Raw genomic sequence first — 16,656 nt, 5'->3', positions numbered from 1 at the left:
CCTTATTATGAATAATGAGATGGTAGCAACAAATCAATTTCCGAAGTCTTTCAGTCAAATGATGGAGCATTATAGTGAGACCTTACAATTAATTAAATCGCAAACAACTCAAATAAAACAAATTGATGATCGATTAGATTATATAGAGAATAAACAACCCATTAATCCGGTTATCGCAAGCTTTTTACAACAGCAACGTAAACAGATTGTTATTGAGCTTTTAGGCGGTAAAAGCTCACCAGCTTATAAAAATCGTAAGATAAGTGGGGCAGTATATAGAGAAGCTGCTAGTGCGTTTAAAAAGCATTTTAAAATACCAAGATACGACCTGTTAAAACGTGAAGACCAAGAAAGTGCATTAAACTTTTGGACTGGATGGCTTCCGTCTGAGAGCTTACGAAAACAAATCCTTGAAGCAAATAAAGTGAAGTAGGAGGAATGGACATTAATGGCGCCCCCAAAAAGAGTGATACCAATTTCATTTTGGACTGACCCATATGCAGTAGAAAACTATTCAGTTGAAGATAAGTATTTCATCTTATATCTTATGACGAATCCGGCAACGACCCAGGTAGGAATTTATCGCTTATCAAAAAAAGTCATGAGCTTTGAAACCGGCTATACTACTGACGTAATTAACGTGCTTTTAGACCGATTCGAAAACAAATACAATCTAATTATCTATAGTTCTGAAACACAAGAGATAACACTACTTAAATCATTAACTTACAGCATTATGAAGGGCGGGGATCCAGTTGCACAGTTATTAAAAAGTGAGCTGTCAATGGTCCTTAACCCAGACTTGATACTTCAAACTTATATGAGTTTGCAAAGCTTTTTTGAAACGTCTGTAAGAGTATTCGACCAAACAATTAAAAGACTCTTTGAGTTAGAGCTACAGAAAAGGAATATTCCATTTTCTATGACTTTTACGAGTAATGAGAATGAGAACCAAAATAATAACTACAACCAAAATAATAATGATAATGATAATAATAACCATAATCATATTCGTGGCTATGAATCGCCCCCCGAATCGATAGGCGAATCAGAGACATCATCAAATTATATTAATAAAGGTATTATTTACTATGAGCACCACTTTGGTAAACCAACACTGGAAGTTATAGAGCAAATAGAGTACTGGACTGAATTACTTTCAGTGGAAAAGGTTGTAGGTGCACTTGCACTATCTAAAACAGCAACTTATCCTCTGAAGTATGCATCAAAGATACTTTCAAATTGGCATAAAGATAAAGAAGGGAAATCAGCATAGTGAAATATTTTGCAGCGTATGATCAAATTAACAAGGTAAAGATTGGAAACTTATATAATTCTATCGATGAAGTATTAGAAGCAGCAACGATTACGATTCTTGAATTTTTTGATGATAAATCAAATAAAACAAAAGAGGTTTTTGGTGCCGATGCAGAGTCATATTTTAATAGTCGCATCGGTGATATGTATCGCTTTAGTATTTATCAGATTGATGAAAATGATGCGATTAGCTATATTCACACAACTGATTTGTGGCAAATAGCAAGATTATCACGAGAATCATATATCATAAAGGGTGTGTTGAGTATTAGTCATGACACAATTAACACAGAGTTTATTGAAGCAACAACGGTGTCTGAATATTATTTACGCATCGTATCAAATTTAGAGAATTTACAAAGAGTAGTATGTACGAAGCGTGCAACAATGCTGATTGTAGATACATATATATCCATTATACGAATTAAAGATATTCTAAATATTAAAGATGACGTTTTAGAATATCAATACTATCCGGATTTAGATACATTTGAGCAATTAGGACTGATCGCAAGAGGAATGTTATCTGGTTATGACATATCATTTTCACTAAACCTGCTTATTTATTATATTTGGGGGCTAACGGAGATCAACTTTGATACTGATTTTGTTAAATGTATATCAGAGGGAGTTAAGGATAGAGCTGAGTTCTATAAACAAGCTATCTAAAGACGATTAGTCTAGTACTGTAATAAAGCTTCACCACCAAGCGAATAGCGAACGATTGGTTCGATTGAGTCCAGCTGGAGCCCGCGAGGGCGGGAAGCGGTCACGAAAGCGAAACAAGAAGAGAGCTGTTCGCTTGGTGGTGATATTTCTATGCTTAAAGCTTGTTCATAAATTATGCTTCATCATCTAAAACTTCAAATTCAGATGGATATTCAAAGTTTGTTTTTAGAATCATTTCAGAGAACTTTATCATTTTCTCAGCCTCTTCTTTTGTAGCTATTTCTATCTCATGTGTGGAACTATTACCTTGAATTCTAATCGAATCAACCCATACTCTGCTTCTTGCGGTAATATAATTTTCTTCTTCAAGATAGTTTACGTATTCTATAAATCGTTTATTGCTTTCAGCACCAAGTTCTACAGCAATATGCATTAATAATTTTCTACATAATAAAACCACTCCAGTATAGGCTCTAGCTGAAAATGAATCTCGTGCTTCTGTGTATACTTTGTTTAGCATTTCTGGAAGATTCTTAACATCTTCACCATATCTTAAACCTGGAATTTGACCTTCTTCAATTAGAAAAGTAGGTAAGTTGCAATAACTACAAATATAAACACCATAATTTTCAATCTGCTTATCAGTATTGGTAGTACTAAACATTTTCAAACCACGTTCTGATGAAGTATGTCTACCGCAATGACCGCAATGAAAAGCATTAATTGCTGGATAAGAATCACCTTTCCAGTAAAAATGTTTTTTTAACTCATGAACAGAGCTATTTAAATCAAAATTTGTCATTTAAGTCCCCTCCTTGAAAATCAATATATCAAAGTTTAATAGAACAAGCGAGAGAATTGTAAGCGATTAAATATCTATGATGTGTTCTTTATTCACATCCACATCAGAAAATTGCTCTCTCCTTGTTTCGTACTCGTTGCCGCTTCCCGCCCTCGCGGGCTCCAGCCGGACTCGTCCGAACCAATCCGTTCACAATTTTCTGATGTGGATTTTAAAAGACTTATCCTCAGGATGAGCAAAAAAACATAAATTTAAAAGTAACCGTATTTAGGCTAAAAAGATGCCTATTTACGGTTATTTTATTTGCCAATAATTAGGTCGATTAACCAAGTTGACGAGCCGATTGGTCTGGTAAATTGCCAGTAGAAAGATAATATTAATAGTATAAAGACATAAGTTAATTTGACTCACAAATCCTATTCAGATGCATTTTATAGGTGATTTGAAACCTCATTATTAGAGTCAGTCAATCTAAATCCCCAGAAAAGCCATGGGGTGACAATAAATAGAAAATTTTCGTTATTAATAGTGAAGCGCTTTAAATATTAAGTAAAGGAGGGATAGCATGAAAGAGTTCTTATCTGCAAGCTTAAAACTTCAAGCGATTAATCCAGTTACTGAAGAAAAAACAACAGTGACGTTAAGAGATTTAACACAGGATGCACCAGCAGCTGAAGTTCAATCAGTTCGTAATGCACTTCAAAGTGTTATGCAAGAGCCAATTGCACAAACAACAGCGGTTGAAACTTACTTCTATAGTTAAGCCATTTAGCATATTAAGTTAGAAAGGAGGGATAGTCATGGAAGAAACTTTAAATCTAGAATTACTATTTAAAGATGAAGGTGGAGCTTCAAAGAAAATTTCAATTAAAAATCCAAAAGAAGGATTATCTAGTCAAGAAGTTCAATCTGCACTTGATACTATTGCGGGAGCGGAAATTTTCGTTGGAGTAAACGGAGATTCATATGCAGTAGGTACTGCAGCACGTTATGTACGTCGTGCAGTTGAAGAAATCTATGTTGCTTAGTATTAAACCATATTGGCCTCGCTTAATGCGGGGCTTATTTTTTTAGAAAGGAGGGCTTATATGTCTTTAATTGAGTTAGGTAGTTTAGCGGGAGCGATGGTTGCTGTTATTACATTAACAACAAAGATTATTAGTTTAATAACGTCTATTCAAAATCTTATTACTCGCCTAGATGTGATGCAACGAGATTTAGAGTACAACACGTTAAAAATTCGTGAAGTAACTAAGCAAGTGAATTCACATGAATCAAAATTTTTTGTAGTTGAATCAAAATTGAATGATATCCAAAGAACTTTAAAGGAGAACCTAAATGATATCTTTAAATAATAGAGTATATGACTCACTGAAGTGGTTTGTTTTAATCGTTTTACCGGCAGTTTCTGTTCTGATCCAAGGATTAGGCGACTTATATGGTTACTCAAGTTCTGATGTAGTTGTATCTACAGTTAATTTATTCACTGTATTTATTGGAACTATTTTACAGATTTCATCAAAAAATTATTATGATGGAGGTACAAATAATGGTAACAGCACAATCAGTTATAGCTAAGGCACGTGAGTATCTAGGAGTTCAAGAAGGCACACAAGCACACCACCGCATCATAGATGCTTATAATCAAGTTAAGCCTGTACCCGTTGGTTATCTAGTAAAATATAGTGATGATTGGTGTGACACGTTTATAAGCTTTATTGCTGATAGAGCAGGAGCAAGTCAATTGATTGGTCGTGAGTGTGGGGTGCAGAGGCATATTGCTATTTTCAATGAACTAGGGATTTGGATTGGAAAGAAGTTTCCTAAAATGGGCGATGTTGTCACATTTGACTGGGATTCTAATGGATGGGCGGACCATATTGGCTTTGTTGAGAAAGTAGAGAATAATCGCATCACAACGATTGAAGGGAATAGTAATGGACGAGTAGAGCGCAATACTTTCGCATGGAATGATAAGCGGATAAAAGGGTATGCACGTCCGAAGTACAAGATTATAGGTGAATTAAAGAAAACTATTGATGAAGTAGCAAAAGAAGTGATAGCTGGAAAATGGAGTACCGGACAAGCTAGAATCAGTGCATTGCTAGAAGCAGGTTATGATGCGAATGCTGTTCAGTCTAAGGTAAATGAGTTGCTAATACCGACTGTAGACAAGCCTATTAACTCAAGTGAAGTGATTTCTCTATCATACAATGGAGCTATTTTATCTAAAAAGTATGTAGAGAAGATCCTGTCTTTAGCCAATGAATATAAAATATTACCTAGTCTTTTAATTGTCATGTTACATTTTGAAGGGTTATGGGGCAATTCCAATGTAGCAAAGATTGATAATAATTGGGGTGGAATGACTTGGTCTACGTCATATGTAGGTAATCCTAAAGTAAATAAGACTAAAGGCAGTAAAAGACCAAGTAATGAGGGTGGAAATTATATCCATTACTCTACCGTAGAGGATTTTCTTGAAGACTGGGTGTATTTACTCCGTCCAAATGGAATCTATAAAGTAAGTGGTATAGGCAATTTTAAAGAAGCTGTAAAAGGACTATTTAAAATTGGTGGTGCGAAGTATGATTATGCTGCATTAGGGTATACAGATTACTTAAGTCGGATGGAAGCCCGTAAAGATGCGATTGAAAAGCAGAATCCTAGTGTCTTAGGTAAGTTAGATAATTTGTTTAACGGTGGAGGTACTCATAAGGAAGCATCTAGAAAGTATAAGATTGCTCCATCTGCGACCAAATGGTTAACAGGCGAAGCTATCGCATCATTTGCGAAAGATTTAGAGTTTGAACTGATTGAAGAAAAAGAAGTTGTAAATCAAGCATATCTACTCGGGAACGACGGTGTTCCAATTGGTTGGTTACTTGATGAGGATGTAGTATAAGCCTGTTAAATGTATGAATTTTTGGTAAATAAGCTATCTTAATTATTAAGCAAATCACGCAACTCATTAGCGTAGCGAATGGTTCATTCGAGTCCGGCTGGAGCCCGTAAGGGCGGGAAGCGGTCACGAGAATGAAACACCGAGCGGAGCTAATGAGTTGCGTGATTTTTATATTGCATACTGATAATTCTGTTTACTTTTTATTTAATGATAGTGCATGACGTAAGTACTCATAAGTTCTAACTTGTTGGTTATCAGATTGCATACTTACTTTGAATATAAAGAAGTGATCGCGATTGTCCTTCGAATAGGGAAATGGTAAGCGGAAGTAATTAACTTGAGCTTCGCTCATAGTAAGTAGTATGTTTTCTGTTAAAAATGGTAAAGGGATGACCATATTTGAATACTTGTTAAAATCAGTTTTAAATCGGTTGTAGTTGTCACTAAAGTAATCAAACTGCACGCTGCTTCTATTTAATTTTGTAAAGTCCATAAAATACCTCCTTAATGAAGCAATGTTCGTTAATTATAAGAACAAATGTTCGCATCGTCAAGGAGGTTTTTCCATTGAATGTTCTGCGAACAATCAATCTTGGATTAGCGAAGTGAAATTGATATGTAATATCGACACACGCAAAAAGCGCGTGAGTCACCTAACTATGGTAATAAAAAAATACCGAATTAATCGGATAACCGACAAATTCGATACAAGGTTGGTATGTGAGAAATTATACTTTATAACAATGAAATTTCAGAAATACATGATAAATTACAAAAACAAGATATTACACCTAAAAGAGCAGACGAAATGAAAGCCGAGCTTAAAGCGAAAATAACCGAAAAACGAGATTCTGCTACCGATTCTATTGAAAAAATGCTGAATCAAGTTAGAGAATCAGAATTAAAGCGTATTGAGGGCAACCGCCAAACAGTCACTCAAGAAGTAATGAATGAATTGAGTTTACTAAGTCAAATTGATGTGGATCACGATGAATTATTAGAGTATGCAGAAAAACATTTGAATAGTCCGCTAGTGTTAAGACGTATTGCTGATATTGCAAAGCAAAAAGAGATTCCCTTTGCTTTACCAGATAGCGAAGAAGTTAAACTTGAAAAAATATTAAATCGTATTAATGGTGACGTTAATTATGTTACCGAGCTAATCAACGGTGGAGATTTAAAACTAGCCAAAGGCAAATTAGCGTTTTTAAACGATGGTACAGTTGAAACGTATGATAGTATGCTTATTGATTATAGCGGCAGTAGTAATCTATTAAAAGATCACACTGTTGTTCAAGAAGCAAAGAAGCTTACTGAATCGAATAATAACGAAGTACCCGTTAATGAAAATAACATTCCTAATGCTGACGCAGTTGTTGCTAAAATGCGCCTAGCTTTTGCATTCTTCATATTTTCATCTCCTAACTATTAATGTTAAGATTAGGATAAAGTATATCGAAATATAATTCAAATATTATGCAATATATTGCTAAGGGAGATGTTAGTATGCGAAAAAAAGAAATATTAAATCTAATTTACATTGGGGTTTTAACTGTATTCATAAAGTATATACTAGATGTGTTTTTTCAAGTTTTATTTGATAGAAGTTTAGCAGATATCGTTAAAGAGTTTGTTCAAAATATATTGAATAAATAGAGTAATAACTAAAAACTATTAGTAACAAAATTACACGATGAATTGGTCTCTGGTTAGAGTATTATACTAGTGAATCACACTACTATATCTGGAATTCCGCTTTACGTTCTCCTCTAGAAACTTCGTCTTTATATTGCTTTCTAATACGTTTTAACGTTGCTACGCTTATACCTGTGATTGTAGCTGACTCTGCGATACTATTGGTTTGCATTATATCAATTGCTTTTAAATATCTAACGCTTAATTTACGCTTTGGGCGCCCCTCTTTAAAGTTTGGATTGTGTATTTTTGCATATGTAGTGCACCCTTAAAAACGGACTTTAATTGAATATTTTTACTAAGCGGCTTGTCATCTATATTGAATAGGTGACAGGCCGTTTAGTTTTGTTTTGATACGTTCGTGATTGTATCAGTAAATATATGATCTGATTCGTGCTTCTAACTCCCCGACACTTTCAAATGTTTCACCGTAATACATTTTTTGCTTCAATAAACCAAAAAAGTTTTCCATCGGTGCATTATCTAGACAGTTCCCTCGTCGGGACATACTCTGACAAATGTTGTTTTCTTCAAGTAAGTTGACCCATGGTGATTATGAAATCCTTGTTCGGTGTGTAACATTAAGCCGTGTTGCTCAGGGAGTTTTGTTAATGCATCTTCAAGTGATTGATTGATAAATTGAACCGTCGGAGATTGACTGAGACTATACGCGGTCATTTCACTATTTTAGAGATCCATAATCAGCGATAAATACATTTTGCTTTCTGAATGGGCTACTTTAAATTCAGTCACATCACTCACCCAAACCTGATTTGATTCTTTCGTAACAAATTGGCGATCCAGTTGATTATCAGCGATGGTTCCAACTTCCACTTTGAATGAACGATATCGACGACTTTTACGGCGGAATTTCACACACAAGAGTTGATCTTCTCAAATAATTCTTAAGACACGCTTATGATTTATTTTACGTCCTCGCTGATTTAGAGCTAAGGTGACTCTGCGATAACCATAACTTTGGTTTGACGCTTCAATAATCGCTTTAATTTCCTCGATGAGTGTATTCTCTTCAGTATCGTCCTCGGGTTGATTTAATTTTGCTTTCCATTCATAGAATGAACTTTTAGGAATGGCCATCAACTCAAGCCAAGTTCTAAGCTTAATCACTGGGAAGTCATGCCTTAACTCCAGAATTATTTTTGTTTTTTCTTTGTGTTTGATTGTTTCTGGATCAAGGCCTTCAACTTTTTTAGATACGCGTTCTCCGCTTCTAAATACATCGTTTTTTCCCTTAATTCAATGAGTTCTTCTAGTTCAGATTGTGATAGGTTTCGAGGTTGCTTATCTTGATGAGTCATAGCACGGTCTCCTTTATTTTTTTGACGTCCTGGTGGCCCATTTAAGCCTTCGAATCCTTGAGTATCATATGCTCTCTGCCAATTAGCTATCGTTGATCCTTGCTTGATACCAAAGTGTTCAGCCGCTTCTCTATAGGACACCTGATGTATGTCTCTATAGTTTAAAACAGGTAACTTGAATTCGCCACTATATTTCGATTTAGATAAACTTTTTTCAATCCCAGCCTCACCATACATTTGATATTGATAACACCAATTTTTAATTGTACTACGTGCCACACCATATTGTTTAGATAAGCTCTTGTGTGAAACACCCGCTTCATTTTCTTTAACTATCGTCAATCTTAGCTCTTTATTATATTCTTTTTCCATCTAAAAACCCCCTAAATCCATGTCCGGATTTAGGGGGTCACTACAAAATCTTAGCCTATTTACGGTTATTTTATTTGTCTAAAGCTGGATACATCTAACAGTTTGTTGAACCGATTGCGCTGTTAAAACCCTATAATGACGCTATCATTAATAGTAAAAGGAGAGTGAGATAGACTTTGAAAACGAATGAAGATTTTGAGCAGTTACTAGACCAATACAACCCACTAATCCATCGTGTTATGAAGAGTTTATATATTTATCCATCAGACAATCAGTATGAAGATTACCTGCAAGAGTTACGTATCAAACTTATAAAGATAGCAGAGAATTTTGACGGCGACCCGCTTGTTAAAGACAAGTACCGATTCACTAATTTTGCTAAGCGTGGTTTGACTTGGTATCTAATCGATCTATTCCGGTCAGACAAAAAAGAAAAGGATGAAGTGTCGCTCTTAGATATTACAATTATAGAAGAAGACGGATTAGGCCTATTAGAAGACAGTCGATTAGCAATCACATCCTTTTACGAAGAAGTAAAAAAGAGGCTTAATAGTACGGAAATTACGTTATTTTGGGCCCTTCTCAGTGGGAACTACACATCACAACAGTTAGCAATGGAGTATGGGGTTAGTCGTAAAACAATTAGTAAAAGAAAGAAACAAATTAGAGATAAACTCCAATCTTTAAAAATCATTTTAAATCAGTAGAGTGACACTCTTAAGTTTCATGACGTTCTTATTAGTGTAGGGCAACTTACAAATACAGAGCGAGGAGGAAATGATATGAAAGAGTTCTTATCTGCAAGTTTAAAGTTTCAGTCAATCAATCCGGTTACTGAAAAGAAAACAACGGTAACATTACGAGACTTAACACAAGACGCACCAGCAGCAGAAGTTGAAGCAGTTCGTGATGCATTACAAAGCGTTACTGATGAACCTATTGGCAAAACAACATCAGTTGAAACGTATTTCTATGGATAAGTCATTTACTAAACTAAATTCGGAAGGAGGTAATATTCATGGAGGAAATTTATAACCTAGAATTGCTATTCAAAGATGAAGGTGGAGCAAACAAAAAAATTACGATTACTAATCCAAAAGAAGGTTTGCCAGCTCAAGTTGCTCAATCAGCATTAGAAGCTATCGCAGCTGCAGAGATATTCGTTGGCACAAACGGAGATTCTTATGCATCTGGTACTGGAGCACGTTATGTACGTCGTACAATTGAAGATGTCTATACTGCTTAGTCTTGATCAGTTTCACAGCCTCGCTTTTTGCGGGGCTTATTTTTTTAGAAAGGAGGAAATTACCATGGCATTTATTGAATTAGGTAGTTTAGCTGGAGCGATGGTTGCAGTTATTACATTGACAACAAAGATTATCAGTTTAATAACTTCGATTCAAAACCTTATAAACCGCCTTGATGTGATGCAACGAGATTTGGAATATAACAAGTCCAAGATTAGTGAAGTCACAAAGCAAGTCAATACACATGAGTCTAAAATTTTTATTATTGAAACAAAATTAAATGATATTCAAAAAATATTAAAGGAGAAATTGAATGATGTCTTTAAATAACAAGTCATATGACATGCTGAAATGGTTTGTATTGATTGTTTTACCAGCTGTATCAGTGCTAGTGCAAGGGCTAGGTGATTTATATGGTTACTCGAGTTCTGAGGTATATGTTTCAACGATTAATTTATTCACTGTTTTTGTTGGTACTATTTTACAGATTTCATCGAAAAATTATTATGATCGGGGGAATAATGATGGCGACAGCGCAAGCAGTCATTAATAAAGCAAGAGAATACTTGGGGGTTAAAGAAGGTACGGTGGCACATCATCGCATCATAGATGCCTACAACCAAGTTAGACCCGTTCCCGTTGGCTACATGGTTAAGTATAGTGATGATTGGTGCGATGCATTTGTCAGTTTCATTGCTGATAAGACCCAAACAAGTGAGTTGATAGGTCGTGAATGCGGCGTTCAGCGTCATATTAACATTTTTGAAAAATTAGGGATATGGCGTGGAAAAGAATTTCCTAAAATGGGCGATGTTGTCACATTTGATTGGGATAGTAATGGTTGGGCGGATCACATCGGTTTTGTTGAGAAGGTTGAGAATAATCAGATTACAACGATTGAAGGTAATAGTAATGGACGCGTTGAGCGAAATACCTTCCTATGGAACGATAAACGGATTAAAGGCTATGCACGACCGAAGTATAAAATCATAGGAGAAATTAAAAAGACGATTGAGGAAGTAGCCAAAGAAGTTATTTCTGGAAAATGGAGTTCTGGCCAGGAAAGGATCAATGAGTTATTAGCTGCTGGTTATGATGCGAGTTTGGTTCAAAAAAAAGTAAATGAAGTCTTAACATCTGTTGATAAGGGTGTGGATAATGGAGCGTTGCCTGTGATGACATATAATGGGGCTACACTCTCCGAAAAGCATATCAAAAAGATAGTCGAATTGGCTAAGGAATACAATATACTACCTAGTCTTCTTATTGTGATGTTGCATTTTGAAGGAGTATGGGGTGAATCGAACGTTGCCGAAATCGATAATAATTGGGGTGGTATGACCTGGTCTGATTCATATGTAGGTAATCCTAAGATTAATAAAAACAAAGGTAGCAAACGCCCTACAAATGAGGGTGGCCATTATATTAAGTATTCAAGTGTCAAAGATTTCCTTGAAGATTGGGTTTATTTACTGAGACCAGGTGGCAATTATAGAGTGAGTGGAATTAGTAATTTTAAACAGGCTGTTAAAGGTCTGTTTCGAGAAGGTGGAGCAAAGTATAATTATGCTGCCTTAGGCTACGCAAAGTATTTAGAGCGTATGGTAGCTCGTAAGTTAGCGATTGATAAGGAAAATTCAGGTATTCTGGATCAATTGGATTCAACGTTTAGTAATATCACAAAGAAATTGAAAGTGAAAGAAGAAGCGTATAGATGGTTTACTGGTGAGAAGATACCCGATTGGGTCAAAGACTTAGAATTCGAACTCATCGAAGAAAAAGAGGTCATGCAAACGATTTATTTGCTTGGTAACGACGGTATTTCAATAGGTTGGATAGATAAGTCAGATGTTACTTAATTCTCTTATAAGTGCGTTTAAAACGTAAAATAAGGTGATGAAACGCAAACTAAACTCCCCCAACCCACTAGCTCCGCTCGGTGTTTCATTCTCGTGGCCACTTCCGACCTAATCGGTCTCCAGCTGGACTCGAATGAACCATTCGCTACACTAGTGGGTTGGGGGAGTTTCGATTCTAATTAGTAAATTTTTAAATCTAGTAAATTAATATATTCTCTTTCTTTAAGTCCTATAAATAGGCTTCTTACTACTATCTTTAATGTGATATAATCAAAAGGAATATAAAAAAGAGGTGAGAGTATGTCTTTGAGCATTAGAACTTTCGGTTGGGTTCAAAACCCATCTAGTTTTTCAAATTTAAAGAAGACTGTTCAAATTTTTGATAATAAATCAGAGCACTATCTTGAGTTGAAAAATAAACTTGTTGATGAAGTAATATTCATTAAAGATATAAAAGATTCCCTTCAGTCAAAATTGGACCGTGATGAAAATAAATTTACTTACATAGAACTAGTTGGAAGAAATGTAAAATCAGACGGAACGTCTGCTGAAAAAAGGAGTAAAGCTGTAGCAGATTCACTTATTCAAATTTCAATTTTACCGCAAAAAAATACAACGACAGGAAAAAAATATACCGATAACTGGACAGCAGATGGTTTTTTAAGGTGGGCAACCACGCTTAATTTTCTTGAACATAATCGAAAAACAGATACTTTTAAAATCACTGAATCGGGTCTTAAATTTTCAAAATCAGAAAATGATTCCGAAGAGGAAAATGAAATTTTGCGTGCTGCATTTTTATCTTATCCCCCAGCTACTAGAGTCCTAGACATTCTTGATAGAGCAAAAAACCCAGTGAATAAATTCGAAATCGGACAAAGCTTAGGTTTTACCGGAGAAAAAGGATTTACTTCATATGATAGTGAATTAATGAAAGATTTATTGAGAGAAGCTCCAAAAAAAGACGAAAATAAGATTAGAAGTGATATTGAAGGTACTAGTGATAAATATGCACGTATGATAGCCAACTGGCTTTATAAAGTTAAATTCGTTGAGAAGCATACTCAAAAAGAAGGCGATATAACAATGTTTCAAGGTTATTCTATAACTGCTCTAGGAAAAATTTATCTTAATCGATCAAAAGGAAAATCAAAACACCGAAAAAAACCCAAATTTTTAATGTGGGAGTTCCTAGCAACTAATATATCCAGTAAAGATTATGTCCGAACAAGAAGGGCAGTAATCATTCAACAATTAATGAAATCTGAATCGTTCAGGGCTCTGATACTCGAACTTACTCAAAGAGGATTCAAAGATGATATATCTATCATAAAAAAAGACATTAGAGGATTAATAAATTTTGGTTTAAGAATAAAAATTACTGAAGATTGGTCCCGAGTAACTTTACAAGATAATATTTTAAATTTTGATATCCCTCAACTAGATATTACTCAAGAAGAAAAAGATCATCGATTTGATAAAGAGAAGGCATTCTTTCTTAATCATACCAATATACCTGATAAATTTGTTGAACTTATCCCGATTGCTCACAATGGGCATGCTAATCGAGATTTTGAATTAATAACTACAGAACTACTAAGAGATATTTATGGATTTAATGCACTTCACCTCGGAGGAGGTCTTAAACCAGATGGAATAGCATTTACTTCCGGTTATGGAATAATCTACGATACTAAGTCTTATGCTAAAGGTTACTTACCTAGTATTGGTGAAAAAGATAAAATGATACGCTACACTATTGACAATCAACTAAGAGATATAAATCGTAATAAAACAGAATGGTGGAAACCATTTCCTAATATAATCCCTGAAAATGCTTATTATTCTGTTTGGATTTCAAGCTATTTCAAAACCAATATTGATGACGATATTGAATATGTATCAAATGCAACTAACAAAGCAAAAATTGGTGCTTTAGATGTTCATCAATTATTAATCGGTGCTTCTAAAATTCAAAAGGGAGAGCTTGTTTTAGAAGACATACCAAAATATATTAAAAATGAATTAATTATTTTCGACGAAAAAATAAGCCTGGCGTATTAAATGCTCAGGCTTATTTTTTTATCTTTATTAATAGTTTGGGTTATAGGATCATAATTCGTAATCAATACTTCTGAACTTCCCTTGTTTTTAGAGTTATACGAAGCATTATTATAGTTATAGTCTAAATAATGAACACTGACATTACGATTTTTAATGTAGTTCAATAAAAATTCGTTTGTTTCCCCCTTATGAGTGAGGACATTGCTAAGGGCATATCGAATATTCCTAGTCGTTAAATTATCCATAATCTCATACATTAACAATTCCTGTTCTTTCCGCCAATTTTGGAAACCTCTATTACCATCGTTATAACTCCCGGTGGTTATAAGATAAGGTGGATCTAGGTAAACAAAATCTTTTTCAGTCAACTTAGTAAAATTTATATTTTCAAAATAATTATCGGTAAATTCAAAGCTAATTTCCTGTAAACGGTTATTAAATCGTCTTAGGTTATTTTCCATATTCTTACTAAAATGGCTTCTATTCCTACCGAAAGGATTATTAAACTCCATTGAGTTATTAAAACGAATTTGATAATTATAGCTATAGGACACAAGGATATACAACATTAATGGATGAGGGTTTTCGTTATATTGACGTCGAAAAGATAAATAAGCCTCTTCATTAGTCTTACTCAAACCTTTTTCTGAGATAATTTCTTTAATTCTTACAATAAGCTCCTCGGTATTTTGCTTTGAAAAGTAACGAAACATCTCATTTATACGTGTATTCATATCATTGAAAATATATCGATTTGCATTTGCATTAATGCCTACATTTGCTCCACCTGAAAATAGGTCTAAAAAGGTATCAATATTCGTTGGGAATAATGGTATAATTTGTTTTAAAAGACGGTATTTTCCACCAATATAATTAAGCGGACTTTTAATATAACCTTGTTGTTTAGGTTCCCATTTAGTCAATTTTAATTGTTGGGGCTTACTTATTATATTTTTCACAGGTACTTTGCGAATATAAAATAGATATTCATTTAAAGCAGCTTTCTTTGATGGAATCTTTGATTTGTACTTTTTGTAAGGGATCACTCTAACGTCGACCAATCCGTCATAAGCGTTCTTGGCTAATATCTCCTTCAAGTCATCAATTGGAATAATACCTTCATCGTTATAACTCAATATGATATGTTTAGTATTAATATTTTTTAACAGGTCTTCCATTGCTTTCAAAGCTTTACTTCTCATCGCATAATTACTTCTTTTATCTGACCAGTCAAATATTTTTGTTTTTCCAGTTAACTTTGGTTTATTGTGGGTAGCTATATTTTCAAGTACGTGATAATTCGAAGCGTACTGTCTATTGTTATAAGGAGTATCAATATAAACAATGTCTGCTTTTTCCTTCTTAACTAATTCATTAGAATCTACATTAAAAGCTGTATTATTCAAATTGTTATTGAGAACTGGAAGTGGCTTCAATTTTAAAGTTTTAAGAGCTCGTTTATCCCAATGTTTTAAGTAAGCACCATATGTTCCGGTCGTATTACTCACTAAAGAAACAGCTTCAATTAGACATGCAATGAGATAAAAACGTTCGTAGTCAGTGATTTTATTTAAAAGATACCAGGCTTCAATTGTTTCTCTGATAAAATCAATTCTCTGACCATTTTCAATAGTAAAATACATACCGGAATCATCACTAACAGGAGTATAAGCATTTGTGTAATAAAAATCACCGGAATACGCTTTTAGCTGATTTTCATCATTTAAATAATCAAATGGATTGAATTCTAAGCCATTAAAAGAAAAAGCTTTATTATTTTCAATTACTGCTTTAGCATAGCAAAAACTAAAGTATAAAATATCGTTTGATTTAATTTCAAATGTTTTTTTAAAATGTTCTCCAACCACATTGGCACCTGCGAAGAGGTCGAAAAAAACTCGTTCTGATCCATCTAATTTTTCCTCTAACATGCTATGGATCTCGTTAAGTAATAGGTTCTTAGACCCTATAAAACGCATAAAAACATCCCCTTTCATCCAACTGCTTGTCATAGTATATCATGAGTAGACCTTAAAGGAAATACAAAGGTAAACCCGATAACAATTGTTAAGTCTACTTTTTAATAGACTTTGACAAGCTTAAAATTTATGAAGTATTATTAACGGTTGAAAATACATAGAAATGCTATTTGACGGATTAGTTAGCTTAAGATTGCAAGGCGAGTATATTATAACTACTACACCATCAAGCGAATAGTGAACGGATTGGTTCGATCGAGTCCAGCTGGAGCCCGTAGGGCGGGAAGCGGACACGAGAGCGAAACAAGAAGAGAGATATTCGCTTGATGGTGATTTTAGCTAAAAACTATTGAGCCCTTGGTTCCAAAAACTAAAGTATCTTATTTAATAGATCAAAAAACCTAGCCAGTATAATCCGGCTAGGGTAA

General features: G+C 34.4%; 24 protein-coding genes and 1 pseudogene. 16 read left to right on the top strand and 9 right to left on the bottom strand.

All coding sequences use genetic code 11. From position 1 onward, the window contains the following. Window positions 1-7: 7 nt before the first annotated feature. Genes ACEN4N_RS04305 through ACEN4N_RS04295 form a run of 3 tightly spaced genes read left to right on the top strand, consistent with a single transcriptional unit; the run spans window position 8 to window position 1,986 of the window. Complete coding sequence (locus ACEN4N_RS04305; protein WP_407089987.1) at window positions 8-433, top strand: ORF6C domain-containing protein; 426 nt, start codon at window positions 8-10, stop codon at window positions 431-433. A 15-nt stretch (window positions 434-448) separates the two neighbouring features. After that, window positions 449-1,276, top strand: a complete 828-nt coding sequence (locus tag ACEN4N_RS04300) for a hypothetical protein (protein WP_407089986.1) — start codon at window positions 449-451, stop codon at window positions 1,274-1,276. Beyond that, a complete protein-coding gene (locus tag ACEN4N_RS04295; protein ID WP_407093750.1) occupies window positions 1,276-1,986 on the top strand; it encodes a hypothetical protein in 711 nt (236 codons plus the stop codon). Before ACEN4N_RS04300 ends, ACEN4N_RS04295 begins: the two co-directional genes overlap by 1 nt. Window positions 1,987-2,158: 172 nt before the next feature. Here ACEN4N_RS04295 and ACEN4N_RS04290 read toward each other — a convergent pair whose 3' ends face one another. Continuing rightward, window positions 2,159-2,788 (bottom strand): DUF4145 domain-containing protein, encoded by a 630-nt coding sequence (locus ACEN4N_RS04290; RefSeq protein WP_407093749.1) that lies wholly within the window; start codon window positions 2,786-2,788, stop codon window positions 2,159-2,161. A 565-nt stretch (window positions 2,789-3,353) separates the two neighbouring features. On the opposite strand from ACEN4N_RS04290, the gene ACEN4N_RS04285 reads away from it, so the two are divergent. From ACEN4N_RS04285 to ACEN4N_RS04265, 5 genes are read left to right on the top strand one after another with little or no spacing between them, the layout of a single operon-like run. Beyond that, a complete protein-coding gene (locus ACEN4N_RS04285) occupies window positions 3,354-3,551 on the top strand; it encodes a hypothetical protein (RefSeq protein WP_407089983.1) in 198 nt (65 codons plus the stop codon). A 37-nt stretch (window positions 3,552-3,588) separates the two neighbouring features. Beyond that, window positions 3,589-3,816: a DUF2922 domain-containing protein gene (locus ACEN4N_RS04280; RefSeq protein WP_407089982.1), complete on the top strand. Its 228-nt coding sequence runs from the start codon at window positions 3,589-3,591 to the stop codon at window positions 3,814-3,816. Window positions 3,817-3,876: 60 nt separating this feature from the next. Then, window positions 3,877-4,143: a hypothetical protein gene (locus ACEN4N_RS04275; RefSeq protein ID WP_407089981.1), complete on the top strand. Its 267-nt coding sequence runs from the start codon at window positions 3,877-3,879 to the stop codon at window positions 4,141-4,143. Further along, the gene (locus tag ACEN4N_RS04270; RefSeq protein ID WP_407089980.1) at window positions 4,127-4,366 is read left to right on the top strand and encodes a phage holin; all 240 of its coding nucleotides are present in this window, start codon (window positions 4,127-4,129) and stop codon (window positions 4,364-4,366) included. Before ACEN4N_RS04275 ends, ACEN4N_RS04270 begins: the two co-directional genes overlap by 17 nt. Then, a complete protein-coding gene (locus ACEN4N_RS04265; protein WP_407089979.1) occupies window positions 4,338-5,693 on the top strand; it encodes a CHAP domain-containing protein in 1,356 nt (451 codons plus the stop codon). Before ACEN4N_RS04270 ends, ACEN4N_RS04265 begins: the two co-directional genes overlap by 29 nt. 193 nt (window positions 5,694-5,886) lie before the next feature. On the opposite strand, the gene ACEN4N_RS04260 is transcribed toward ACEN4N_RS04265, so the two are convergent. Next, window positions 5,887-6,186, bottom strand: a complete 300-nt coding sequence (locus tag ACEN4N_RS04260) for a DUF5960 family protein (protein WP_407089978.1) — start codon at window positions 6,184-6,186, stop codon at window positions 5,887-5,889. Window positions 6,187-6,501: 315 nt separating this feature from the next. Between ACEN4N_RS04260 and ACEN4N_RS04255 the strand changes: the two genes are divergently transcribed. Further along, window positions 6,502-7,125 (top strand): hypothetical protein, encoded by a 624-nt coding sequence (locus tag ACEN4N_RS04255; RefSeq protein ID WP_407089977.1) that lies wholly within the window; start codon window positions 6,502-6,504, stop codon window positions 7,123-7,125. 306 nt (window positions 7,126-7,431) lie between these two features. On the opposite strand, the gene ACEN4N_RS04250 is transcribed toward ACEN4N_RS04255, so the two are convergent. The 6 genes and pseudogenes from ACEN4N_RS04250 to ACEN4N_RS04225 all read right to left on the bottom strand — a co-directional run bounded on the left by ACEN4N_RS04250 (window position 7,432) and on the right by ACEN4N_RS04225 (window position 9,079). Further along, on the bottom strand, window positions 7,432-7,560 hold the full coding sequence (locus tag ACEN4N_RS04250) for a hypothetical protein (RefSeq protein WP_407089976.1): 129 nt from the start codon (window positions 7,558-7,560) through the stop codon (window positions 7,432-7,434). A gap of 138 nt (window positions 7,561-7,698) precedes the next feature. Next, window positions 7,699-7,860: pseudogene (locus ACEN4N_RS04245) on the bottom strand (IS3 family transposase). An 11-nt stretch (window positions 7,861-7,871) separates the two neighbouring features. Further along, window positions 7,872-8,066, bottom strand: a complete 195-nt coding sequence (locus ACEN4N_RS04240; protein ID WP_407089975.1) for a hypothetical protein — start codon at window positions 8,064-8,066, stop codon at window positions 7,872-7,874. 9 nt (window positions 8,067-8,075) lie between these two features. Continuing rightward, window positions 8,076-8,264 carry a hypothetical protein gene (locus ACEN4N_RS04235; protein WP_407089974.1) on the bottom strand — a complete coding sequence of 63 codons (189 nt, stop codon included), beginning with the start codon at window positions 8,262-8,264 and terminating at the stop codon, window positions 8,076-8,078. An 18-nt stretch (window positions 8,265-8,282) separates the two neighbouring features. Continuing rightward, window positions 8,283-8,516, bottom strand: coding sequence for an IS3 family transposase (locus ACEN4N_RS04230; protein WP_407089973.1), 234 nt, complete (start codon window positions 8,514-8,516; stop codon window positions 8,283-8,285). Window positions 8,517-8,542: 26 nt separating this feature from the next. Beyond that, the gene (locus tag ACEN4N_RS04225) at window positions 8,543-9,079 is read right to left on the bottom strand and encodes a helix-turn-helix domain-containing protein (RefSeq protein WP_407089971.1); all 537 of its coding nucleotides are present in this window, start codon (window positions 9,077-9,079) and stop codon (window positions 8,543-8,545) included. 176 nt (window positions 9,080-9,255) lie between these two features. Here ACEN4N_RS04225 and ACEN4N_RS04220 point away from each other — a divergent pair, with 176 nt between their 5' ends. The 7 genes from ACEN4N_RS04220 (at window position 9,256) to ACEN4N_RS04190 (ending at window position 14,249) form a co-directional block, all read left to right on the top strand. Next, on the top strand, window positions 9,256-9,786 hold the full coding sequence (locus tag ACEN4N_RS04220; protein ID WP_407089970.1) for a sigma-70 family RNA polymerase sigma factor: 531 nt from the start codon (window positions 9,256-9,258) through the stop codon (window positions 9,784-9,786). Window positions 9,787-9,861: 75 nt separating this feature from the next. Further along, window positions 9,862-10,059, top strand: coding sequence for a hypothetical protein (locus ACEN4N_RS04215; protein ID WP_407089969.1), 198 nt, complete (start codon window positions 9,862-9,864; stop codon window positions 10,057-10,059). Window positions 10,060-10,097: 38 nt separating this feature from the next. Beyond that, window positions 10,098-10,325 (top strand): DUF2922 domain-containing protein, encoded by a 228-nt coding sequence (locus ACEN4N_RS04210; RefSeq protein ID WP_407089968.1) that lies wholly within the window; start codon window positions 10,098-10,100, stop codon window positions 10,323-10,325. Between the two features lie 64 nt (window positions 10,326-10,389). Then, window positions 10,390-10,656, top strand: coding sequence for a hypothetical protein (locus tag ACEN4N_RS04205; RefSeq protein WP_407089967.1), 267 nt, complete (start codon window positions 10,390-10,392; stop codon window positions 10,654-10,656). Then, window positions 10,640-10,876 carry a phage holin gene (locus ACEN4N_RS04200; protein WP_407089965.1) on the top strand — a complete coding sequence of 79 codons (237 nt, stop codon included), beginning with the start codon at window positions 10,640-10,642 and terminating at the stop codon, window positions 10,874-10,876. The genes ACEN4N_RS04205 and ACEN4N_RS04200 overlap by 17 nt, the downstream gene beginning before the upstream one ends. Further along, window positions 10,851-12,185: a CHAP domain-containing protein gene (locus tag ACEN4N_RS04195; RefSeq protein ID WP_407093748.1), complete on the top strand. Its 1,335-nt coding sequence runs from the start codon at window positions 10,851-10,853 to the stop codon at window positions 12,183-12,185. Before ACEN4N_RS04200 ends, ACEN4N_RS04195 begins: the two co-directional genes overlap by 26 nt. Before the next feature lie 300 nt (window positions 12,186-12,485). Further along, entirely contained in the window at window positions 12,486-14,249 is a 1,764-nt protein-coding gene (locus ACEN4N_RS04190; RefSeq protein WP_407089963.1) for a restriction endonuclease FokI C-terminal domain-containing protein, read from the top strand. Here ACEN4N_RS04190 and ACEN4N_RS04185 read toward each other — a convergent pair. Then, window positions 14,246-16,228 carry a Dam family site-specific DNA-(adenine-N6)-methyltransferase gene (locus ACEN4N_RS04185; RefSeq protein WP_407089999.1) on the bottom strand — a complete coding sequence of 661 codons (1,983 nt, stop codon included), beginning with the start codon at window positions 16,226-16,228 and terminating at the stop codon, window positions 14,246-14,248. The two genes, ACEN4N_RS04190 and ACEN4N_RS04185, sit on opposite strands and share 4 nt — an antisense overlap. Window positions 16,229-16,656: the final 428 nt, after the last annotated feature.

Source organism: Ruoffia sp. FAM 20857 (assembly GCF_045528645.1).
Classification (GTDB): Bacteria; Bacillota; Bacilli; order Lactobacillales; family Aerococcaceae; genus Ruoffia; species Ruoffia halotolerans.
Note: the sequence above shows the minus strand (reverse complement) of the source record. Positions and strands in the feature narration are given on the sequence as shown.